Source organism: Streptomyces beijiangensis (assembly GCF_017315755.1).
GTDB classification, from domain to species: domain Bacteria; phylum Actinomycetota; class Actinomycetes; order Streptomycetales; family Streptomycetaceae; genus Streptomyces; species Streptomyces beijiangensis.
Window position 1 is genome coordinate 1 of sequence record NZ_JAFLRJ010000291.1, and the last position, 9,855, is coordinate 9,855.

General features: G+C 70.3%; 5 protein-coding genes. 1 reads left to right on the plus strand and 4 read right to left on the minus strand.

Annotated features, from left to right (window positions below; translation table 11 throughout):
• Nucleotides 1–149: 149 nt before the first annotated feature.
• The 3 genes from J0695_RS27390 to J0695_RS27400 are packed head-to-tail and all read right to left on the minus strand — an operon-like array spanning nt 150 to nt 5,227.
• A complete protein-coding gene (locus tag J0695_RS27390) occupies nt 150–2,414 on the minus strand; it encodes a serine/threonine-protein kinase (protein WP_206966341.1) in 2,265 nt (754 codons plus the stop codon).
• Nucleotides 2,396–3,340 carry an oxygenase MpaB family protein gene (locus tag J0695_RS27395; RefSeq protein WP_206966343.1) on the minus strand — a complete coding sequence of 315 codons (945 nt, stop codon included), beginning with the start codon at nt 3,338–3,340 and terminating at the stop codon, nt 2,396–2,398. Before J0695_RS27395 ends, J0695_RS27390 begins: the two co-directional genes overlap by 19 nt.
• A gap of 15 nt (nt 3,341–3,355) precedes the next feature.
• The gene (locus J0695_RS27400) at nt 3,356–5,227 is read right to left on the minus strand and encodes a cellulase family glycosylhydrolase (protein ID WP_206966345.1); all 1,872 of its coding nucleotides are present in this window, start codon (nt 5,225–5,227) and stop codon (nt 3,356–3,358) included.
• Nucleotides 5,228–5,304: 77 nt separating this feature from the next.
• Here J0695_RS27400 and J0695_RS27405 point away from each other — a divergent pair, with 77 nt between their 5' ends.
• The gene (locus tag J0695_RS27405) at nt 5,305–5,778 is read left to right on the plus strand and encodes an NUDIX domain-containing protein (protein WP_206966347.1); all 474 of its coding nucleotides are present in this window, start codon (nt 5,305–5,307) and stop codon (nt 5,776–5,778) included.
• A 28-nt stretch (nt 5,779–5,806) separates the two neighbouring features.
• Here J0695_RS27405 and J0695_RS27410 read toward each other — a convergent pair whose 3' ends face one another.
• Nucleotides 5,807–9,634: a glycoside hydrolase family 2 TIM barrel-domain containing protein gene (locus J0695_RS27410; RefSeq protein WP_505383613.1), complete on the minus strand. Its 3,828-nt coding sequence runs from the start codon at nt 9,632–9,634 to the stop codon at nt 5,807–5,809.
• Between the last annotated feature and the right edge of the window lie 221 nt (nt 9,635–9,855).

Sequence of the window (9,855 nt, forward strand, 5' to 3'; positions counted from 1 at the left end):
ACGCCGTGATCGTCGGCGGCGACCAGTCCGTTGTGGCCGCCGCCGACGATCACGGCGTCGTAGGAGTCGTGCGCGGGTGACGGCGAGGGTGCTGGCGAGGCTGCGGGCATGTCCCTTCGTAACACGTGATGATCGCCGGCGGCCAGACCTCAGTGGGCTCCCGAGCCGCGCTGCTGGCGGCGGGCCGCGACCCGGCGGTAGAGCTCGACCGCCTCGGCGGACCTGCCGACCTGTTCCAGGCAGTGGGCTTCGTCGTTACGGCTGGCCAGGGCGTCGGGGTGGTCGGCGCCCAGGACCCGCTCGCGGGACTCCGCGACCGTACGGTAGACGGCCAGGGCGTCCGCCCAGCGCCCCAGCCAGCCCAGGCCGACGGCGACTTCGCGGCGGCTGACGAGGGTGTCGGGGTGATCGGGGCCCAGGACGCGCTCGCGGATCGCGCAGACGTCCCTGGCCTCGGTGAGGGCTTCCTCCCAGCGGGCGAGGCGGCCGAGATTGACACCCAGGCCGTGGCGGGCGCGCAGGGTCTCGGGGTGGCTCGTGCCGTGGACGCGGGTGCGGTCGTCGACCAGGGAGCGGTAGAGCTCCAGGGCTTCCGCGCTGCGGCCCAGGCGGCCCAGGCTGATGCCGACCTCGTAGCGCGCGGCGAGGGTGTCGGGGTGGTCGGGGCCGAGTGCGTGTTCGCGCGCCGCGGCGACCTCGCGGTAGGTCTGCAGTGCCTCGGGCCAGCGCCCCAACTGGCCCAGTGCGTAGGCGACTTCGTATCGGGTGACGAGGGTGTCGGGGTGGGTCGCGCCGAGCACCCTGGCGCGCGCGGACGCGACCTCGTGGGCCATCCGGTAGGAGTCCTCCAGGCGGCCGAGCCTGCTGAGGTTGAAGGCGAGGTTGTGGCGGCAGCGCAGGGTGTCCGCATGGTCGGAGCCGACCGTGCGTTCGCGGGCCGCGAGCACCGAGACGTACACCTGGTGCGCCTCGAAGTGCCGGCCGAGCTGGCCCAGGACGTAGGCCATCTCCTGCCGCGCGCCGAGCGTTTCCGCGTGGTCGGCGCCCAGGGACCTCTCGCGCCCCTCGGCGACCCGGGAGAACTCCGACAGCGCGTCGACGGCCAGGCCGGTGCGGCTGAGGGTGAACCCGACCTCGTAGTGGCTGGAGAGCGTATCCGGATGGTCGGGGCCCAGGAGCTGCTCGCGCTCGGCGGCGACCGCGCGGTGCACCTCGCCCGCCTCGTTCCAGCGGCCGAGACGGCTGAGACTGAGTCCTGTGTTGTGCCGTCCCGCGAGGACGGCGAGCTGCTCGGGCGGCGGGGTGGCGCGCTCGGGGCGGGGCTCCACGGTGGTGCCGGAGCGCATCGAAGCGGGCGTCGTCCACTCGCCGGTGAGCGATGCCGCGTGGTCGGGCGGGGTGGGGGTGAGCGTCCAGGTGCCCGTCGCCTTGTGCCCGGTGGTCATGCCGTGGGTCCAGGACGGCAGCCTCGGGGCGCGCGACGGCGGCTGCTCCGGGCGGTGCGCGGGGGCGCGCAGCGCGGGCAGTTGTCGCTCGGGGACGGTGTGACCGCGGCTGTCCCCCGCCTGGAAACCGGCGAAGAGCCTGCGCCCCAGGTCCCTGGCGTCCTCGGGCCGCTCCTCCGGGGTCTTGGCGAGGAGGTCGAGGACGACCCGGTCGAAGAACTCGGGAATTTCGGCGCGGTGGGAGCGCGGCGGCTCGGGGATCGTGTCGCGGTGGCCGACGAGCACCGCCCAGGCGTCGTCCAGGTCGAAGGGCGGGACGCCGGTGGAGATCTCGTACAGCACGCAGCCGAAGGAGTAGAGGTCGCTTCGGTGGTCCACATGGCCGCCGCTGATCTGCTCGGGCGACATGTAGTGCGGGGTGCCCATGGCGATGCCGGTGCCGGTGAGCCGGGAGGTGAAGCCGATGTCGTGGCCGAGGCGGGCGATGCCGAAGTCGCAGATCTTCACCGTGCCGTCGGTGAGCCGCATGATGTTGGCGGGCTTCAGGTCCCGGTGGACGATGCCCTGTTCATGGGTGTACGCGAGGGCCGCGGCGACCTGCTGCGCGATGTCGACGACGTCGGGCACCGGCAGCGGGTGCTGCTGGTTGGCCTCCAGGAGCTGGCTGAGATTGCGGCCGTCGAGCAGCTCCATCACCAGATAGAGGACGCCGTCGTCCTCGCCGAAGTCATGGACGACGGTGACGCCCCGGTGCTGGAGCGAGGCGGCGACCCGTGCCTCGCGCCGGAAGCGTTCGCGCAGCACTCTGGTGAACGACTGGTCCTGCTGCGGTCCCAGTGGCTTGAGGCATTTGACCGCGACACGGCGGCCGAGCGACTCGTCCACCGCCCGCCACACCTCGCCCATGCCCCCGCGCCCGATCAGATCGAGCAGCCGGTACCGGCCGTGGATCAGCCTGGTGTCCGCCATCTCGTGCTGTCGCCCCCGTTGTGTCGCTGCGCCCTCCCCGGCTCGTCCAGTATGGCTGCCGGGGCCGGGAGTTTGTACGGGGCGGGCCGCGCGTCGGGGCCCAGCCGCGTCATTGCTTTCAGAATGTGACCTGGCGGCAGCCGCCAGCGCATACGCCCGGGAATGCAGCGCAGGACGTTTCCCGTGACGGTGAGTTGACGGGTGACGGTCTCCGGGGCCGGTGCGGCCCTGCCGTACAGCTCATGGGCGTAAGGGGGCAGGGAGGCGTACGCGAGTGCCGCCACACGCCGCCAGATCAACTCGCGCGCCGGTACGAGCAGGGCATGAATGGGCGGCCGCCGCAGAAAGTCGTCGACCTCGCGGGCGTCGGCCCCGACGGCGAGTTCGGGCCGTACCCTCTCGAAGTACGCGGCCAGCTCCGCCGTACTGGAGGGGACTTCGGCGGGGTCGAGGCCGACCAGCCGGGCGCCCTGGCGGTGTTCGTCGACATAGCGGTCGGCCTGGGCCTGGCTGATCGGGTAGCCGGACCGGCGCAGCACGCTGAGGTACGAGTCGACCTCGGCGCAGTGCACCCACAGCAGCAGCTCCGGTTCGTCGACCCCGTACCGCTCCCCGGTCTGCGGGTCGGTGGCCCCGAGCATGCTGTGGATCTTTCGGATCCGGGCACCGGCCTTCTCGGCGGCCTCGGTGGTGCCGTAGGTGATGGTCCCGACGAACCCGGCGGTACGGATCAGCCGGCCCCAGGCGTCGCGCCTGAAGTCGGAGTTCTCCATCACGCCGCGCACGGCCCTGGGGTGGAGCGCCTGGAGGTACAGGGCGCGGATCCCACCGATCCACATGACCGGGTCGGAGTGCACCTGCCAGGTCACCGAACCGGGTCCGAAGAGGCCGGGGTCCGCGTCGCCGGGGTCCGCGTCATCACTCATGAGTGCCAGTGTCTCTCACGCATGGGCGGCTGCCCAGGCCGCCAGTTCGGTACGGGCCCCGGCCAGCAGGTCCGCGGACGGGCTCGTCGCACCGTTGGTGACCAGCGCGAAATGCGTGGTGCCTGAGCCGGGGGCGGTGAGCAGCAGACGGCGGCTGCCGGTGCCGCCCGGCTCGGGGGCGACGGCCACGGGGGTGCCCGCCGTGTAGGAGGGGGGTCCGGAGACCGCGCCGAGGTCGGAGACGACGGTGGTGGCGGACGTACCGAAGGACGCCGGCAGGTGCAGCTCGGTGGGGGCGGTGCTGCCGTCCGAGCGCCAGAGCAGCAGGCCGTACTGGCCTGAGCCGACGAGCTGGGAGACATGGGGCAGGGAGCTCGGTACGGGGTTCCAGGTCAGGGTGGTGGAGCCGTCGCGGGAGCGGTCCTCGTAGGTGAAGGCGAGGGTGTGTCCCGCGGTGGCGCTGGGGTAGAGCCGGTCGAGGAGGCGGGCGTCCTGGCGCAGTGCCGCGTTGCCGGAGTCGTCGAGCCGGACGGCGGACATGTCCTCGTCGTTCCATGCGTCGCCCGAGGTACGGACCTTGCCGGGGTTGCCGTTCATGAGTTCGTGGTGACGGCCGCTGTAGATGTCCCACTGCCATTGGGCGCCGGACAGGACAGGACCGGAGGCGGTGGGATTCGACCACCACTTCGAGCCGGGGAGACGGGAGTCGAGGGCCTGGTACATCGCCTTGTCCACGGTCGGGGCCTTGTCGGAGACGGTGCCGGACAGCGGATGCCCGAATTCACTGACGATCGCGGCCGTTCCGGCGGCGGTGGCGCGGTCGCGTACCGTGCCGAAATCGCCGGAGTACTGTCCGTCGGCCGCCTTGCCCCACATGAGGATGCCGGAGATCGCCTTCTGGTCGTAGAAGTGGGTGTTGAAGACATAACGCGGGCCGAGGGTGCCCGCGTCGAGGAGGCCGCCCTCCTGCTTCTGGCTGCTGATGTTGGAGTTCCAGAAGAGGTTCGGCTCGACGAAGGCGGGCTTGGCCTGCCATCCGGCGGCGTCCATACGGGCGCGGAACTTCCCGTAGAAGGGCCAGAGCACGTCCCGTTCCCATGTGCGGCTGGTCTGGCCGGAGTCGTAGGTGCCCGCGAAGGGCTCGTTGTACGGATCGAACCCGGCGACGGCGGCGAACTCGTCGGCGGTGAGGTGCCCGGCGAGATAGGCCATGGTGCTCTGGGCCGTGGCGAGGAATGCGTCCTGCACGCCGCCGGTGTTGTGCCAGAAGTCGTAGGCCGCTTTCTGCACGGCCTGGTTCTGGGTGATGTTCTGCCCCCAGAAGAGGCAGATGCCGCAGGACTCCTTGGGGTAACCGCCGGCGTCGACGACCCACTTGGGGGCGCCGTCGCCGGTGTACCAGCTGCCGCTGTTGAACAGATAGCGGGAGGAGAGGTCCTGGTGGAAGTCGGGGAAGACACGGATCCCGGCATCGAGAAAGGCCCGCATCTGCTCGGTGGCCGCGGCCAGATACGTGACGTCCACCTGGCCGCGCACGGGTTCGGCGTACGCCCACGACAGGAGGAAGCGCACGGAGTTGCCGCCGCCGAAGGCGCGCAGCGCGACCGCCGACTTGCGGGCGTCCGCTGCGGAGGCGAAGGGCAGGCCGTTGTTCTCCGCCAGTTTGGCCTCACCGGAGACGTTGTAGCCGCGCAGCACCACCTCACGGCCGAGCCCATCGGTGAAGCCGCCTGGGCCGGCGGTGACGGTGGACGCCGCGGGACCGTCGAACCAGAGGGAGCCGGCGACGCTGTCGGCGGAGGAGGGCGCCGCGCTCGCGGAGGCGAGGAACGCGGCCAGGAGAACGAGGACGCCGAGCAGACGCGTACACAGCTTCGCCATGTCCATAACAATCCTCGTCCGACCGGGCGCCCGTCAATGGCCCGTTCGCCGAGGCGGCGGATAGAGCGGATAGAGTCGGTGCGGTGGAATCAGCGCACCGGTCCGCCGCCCGTGTTCTCTGCCTGGACGCCGCCCATCGCCTGCTTCTGATGCGCTGGCGTGACCCGTACGACGGGGCGTGGATCTGGGAGCCGCCCGGTGGCGGCATCGAGCCGGGTGAGACCCCGTGGGACGCGGCACGGCGCGAACTCGCCGAGGAGACCGGCCTCGACCCGGCCACGGTGCTCGACCGGTCGGTGCCGGTCGGCCGTGATGTGCGGTGGAACGGCAGGCGGTACATCGGGACGGAGCAGTTCTTCGTCGCGCAGTTCGCCGACGAGCGCCCGACGCTTGTACGGACCGGTCTGTCCGCCGGCGAGCTGGCCAGCCTGGACACGCACTGGTGGATCGCGTGGTCGGATCTGGACTCGCTGCCGGACCCGGTCGAGCCGCCGCGATTGCTGAGTGTGCTCGCCGCCCTGATGCCTGACGGGCCGTGGGGTGCCGACGCCCGCTGACAGGCGCCGGCACATTCCGGCGTAACGGCTACTGCACCGCCGTCGGCCGGCGCGACAGGCTCATCGCCTGCGCGACGTCCGTGAGCGGACGCAGCCGGTAGGTGTACGTGTAGTCCCGGTCGGCCGGCAGCTTGTACGCGTCGTGCGTCTGCGCGCCCCAGCTGTCGTCGCCGCCGATGCCCATCTGCCGGTGGTTGACCCGCAGGACCACCCCGTCACGCGGCGTGAGTTGATAGTCGTGACGGACGCCCACGGACAGGTCCTCCGGCGTGAAGTGCGAGGCGTTGACCTCCAGGAGCCCGTCGCCGCTGACGAGCAGGCCGCGCCCGTGCCGGTCGGTGAGCGCCGCCCATCGGACGTCGGTCTTGTTCCCGTTCTCCTGCGGCCGCAGGTACGGGGACCACTGCCCGGCGACGGTCCCTGACCAACGCCCCACGTCCGTACCGTCGTTGCGGTCCCAGTGATTCTCCTCGGGGCCGCGTCCGTAATAGTGGAACTGCTCCAGGGCCGCGGGCAGGTGCAGGATCGTGCCGATCTCGGGGATGTACGGGAGGGTCGCCGCGCCCGGACTCAGAGTGTTGTCCACCTTGATCTCGCCGTTGCCGAAGACGGTGCAGATCGTGGTGTACGCCGAGGCGGTGGTGGTCGGCAGTGCGCCCTTGACCGTGATCTCGACCGCGCGCCCGCCGAGTTCGCGCACGGTCACATCGGTCACCTTGCGCCGCGCTCCCGCGTCCCGCCAGGTCTGGTTGCGGGTGTGCTGGCCGCTGCCGTGGTCGTTGTCGGTGGGGGCACGCCAGAAGTTGGGGACCGGACCGGAGTCGAGGAGTTTCGTGCCGGCCGCCTCGTACGAGGTGATGAGTCCGGTCGACTTGTCGATGACGACCTCGAAACCGCGGCCGGTGACGGTGACGCCGGTGTCACCGCTCCGGTACGACAGCTCAGGCACCTCTCCGAGCGGCACCGGCTCGACCCCCGGGCTGTTCGCGTCGAGGCTCAGTTGGATGCGCGCCACCTCGAAGCCCGCGTCGGCCCACGGCGTGCGTTCCTTCGTCGCGAAGGACAGCTGGAGGAAGTACTCGGCCCCCGGTGCGGGGTTCCGGGGCAGTTCGACGGGCAGCGTGATGCGCTTGCCGGTCATCGGTGCCACGTCGAGCTGTGCGCGGCTGAGCCTGCCGCGCCGTACCGTCTCACCGTCGAGCGAAAGCTCCCACCTCCCTTCGTACACACGGAGATTGGTGAAGAGGTTTTCGTTGGTGAGGGTGACCTCGCCGGGCGCCGCGCCCTTGGTGCGGGCGGCACTGATCGTCTGGTAGATCCGTTTGACCTCGGCCGACTTCCCGGTGTGGCGGCGGTCGGGCAGGACGATGCCATCACCGCTGAACGCACCGTCGTTGGGGTTGTCGCCCCAGTCGCCGCCGTACGCGTGGAAGGTCTTCGTCCGGGCCTTCTTCTCCTCGTACGCGACCGACTTCGCGTCGAACCAGAAACGCACGCCGTCGTCGCCAGGACCGCGCCCGTCGTCGGCGAGCTCGGCGGCCTTCAGGGCGCGCGCGTACACCCGGGCCCGGCGGATCGTCCCGCTGAACTCCCTTGTCGGGTTCTCCACTTCACCGGCGAGCGAGAGAGGCGCGGTGTTGCTGCTGGGCCTGCGGTCGGTGGCCTTCGTGGCCTTGGCCTCGCCGTCCACGTACAGGGTCAGCGTCCCCGCGTCCACATCGAGGACGCCCGCGACGTGGTGTTCCTTTCCTGTCCAGCCGTCGTCCGGCGTGGTCCAGGAGACGGCGACCCACTGGCCGTTCGCGTAGATGTAGAACTCCAGGCCCTTGTCGGACTGCTTCAGCGCGTACTGGGTGTCGCCCTTCGCCAGGATCGGCTGGTGGAAGCCGCGGACGTGCGGGGTCATCCAGGCCTCAAGGGTGAGCGATCCGGTCAGGTCGAGCCGGTCGTCGCGCGCGAAGACGGTCGCGCCGCTCACTCCCTGCTCACGGCCGAACGAGCCCGAGGGGTTGATGACTTCGCCCTTCAGCGCGGCGGGCCCGGACTCGGTGAGCAGCTTGCGCGTGGGTGTCGGCCAGGTGAGTGCCTGGTCGACGAAGTCCCATATCCAGCCGCCCTGCAGGACGTCGTACCGGCGGATGACGTCCCAGTACTCCTTGAAGTTGCCGGTCGAGTTCCCCATCGAGTGGGCGTACTCGATCATGACGTAGGGCCGGGTGTCGGAGGTGTCCTTCGCCCGCGCCTCCACCCGGCTCGGCGACTCGTACATCTTGGAACGGATGTCGCTGGTGGCGGGGGAATCGTCGCCCTCGTACTGGATGACGCGGGTCGGGTCGTACGAGCGGATCCAGTCGTGCATGGCACGGAAGGAGGAGCCGGAGCCGGCCTCGTTGCCCAGCGACCAGATGACGACGGAGGCATGGTTCTTGTCGCGGTGGACCATGTTCCGCGCACGGTCCACGCACGCCGTCGTCCAGTCGGCGCGGCTGGCGGGGTACTGGTCACGGACGCCGTGCGTCTCCAGGTTGGTCTCGCCGACGAGATAGAGACCGTATTCGTCGGCCAGCTCCAGCCAGAGCGGGTTGTTCGGATAGTGCGAGGTGCGGACCGAGTTGATGTTCAGCCGCTTGATGAGGGTGATGTCTTCGACCAGGTCGGCGCGGCTGAGTGCCGATCCGCGGTCCGGGTGCATCTCGTGTCGGTTGGTGCCGCGGAAGGTGACCGGCTGCCCGTTGATGCACATCAGCCCGTCCTTGATCGCGAACTCGCGCAGACCGATCCGGTGCGAGAGCGTCTCCACGACCTTGCCGGAGGGGTCGCGGAGCTGCAGGACAGCGGTGTAGAGGTACGGGTCCTCGGCGGACCACAGGCGCGGTGAGGGAACGGCCTTTGCGCCCTTGGCAGTTGCCTCACCGTCGGCCGGTGTCGCGCGCTGGGCCAGTGGCCGGGCCCACACCGTGTGGCCGTCGGCGTCGTACAGCTGCGTCTCGACCGTGTAGGCCGCCGCATCGGATCCGCCCGTGTAGTCCCGTACGTGCGCGGTGACCGACAGCTCGGCGCTGGTGTATCCGTCCCCGAGCGGGGTGTCGAGCTTGAAGTCGCGCAGGTGGACCCCGGGCGTCGAGTACAGATACACCGACCGGAAGATGCCGCTGAGGCGGATCATGTCCTGGTCCTGGAGCCAGTCGCCGTCGGAGTAGCGGTAGACCTCGACGGCGATCTGGTTGGTGCCGTCCTTCAGGTACGGGGTGATGTCGTACTCGGCGGGGGTGTACGAGTCCTCGTGGTAGCCGGCCAACTGGCCGTTGATCCACACGTAGTGGGCGGCCTTGACGCCCTCGAAGTGCAGGATGGTGCGCCGGTCCGCCCAGCCCTTCGCCACGGTGAAGGTGCGCCGGTACTGACCGACGGGGTTGTAGCGGGTCGGTGCGGCGGGCGGCTGGGCGTCCTCGCCGAGGCCGTTGGGGCCCCACCACGGGTAGGTGATGTTGATGTAGATCGGGTAGTCGTGACCGTGCAGCTGCCAGGCCGACGGGACCGGGGTGGTCTCCCAGCCGGAGTCGTCGAGGTCGGTGCGGTAGAAGTCGTCCTGCTTGTCCGCGGGCCGATCGACGTACGCGAACTTCCAGTTGCCGTCGAGGCTCTGACGCCACGGGGACGTGGTGCGGTCGGCGGCGAGCGCCTGCTTGAGGTTCGCGTACGGCATGAGAGTGGCGTGCGGCGGTTCGGTGCCGAGCCGGAAGACGTCGATGTGGCCGTTCCACTCGTCACCTCCGGCCGATACGGAACTGTCGCCGTCGGCGGCGAACGCGCGGACGCCCGGTATCGCGCCGGACAGTGCGAGCCCGCCGAGCACGGCGGCACTCGCTTCGAGGAGACGGCGGCGGCTTACGTGACGGTGGTGGGGGGCCGGGGTGGTGTGGCAAAACACACCTGTTGAGGCCCATCCACCCTAGAGAGGGAACACAATCGCCACAATGATGACGTCAGATTTTGTGGCTTTCTGAGAGCGGGCCGCAGCCGGCAAGGCCACGAGGCGGTGCCGGACCGCCCCGGATCCCCGCGCGGGCGTTCAGG

What these genes read in the sequence shown, in the direction of transcription:
- J0695_RS27390 (WP_206966341.1), bottom strand. Translation starts at nt 2,414, where the DNA reads ATGGCGGACACCAGGCTGATCCACGGCCGGTACCGGCTGCTCGATCTG.
- J0695_RS27395 (WP_206966343.1), bottom strand. Translation starts at nt 3,340, where the DNA reads ATGAGTGATGACGCGGACCCCGGCGACGCGGACCCCGGCCTCTTCGGA.
- J0695_RS27400 (WP_206966345.1), bottom strand. Translation starts at nt 5,227, where the DNA reads ATGGACATGGCGAAGCTGTGTACGCGTCTGCTCGGCGTCCTCGTTCTC.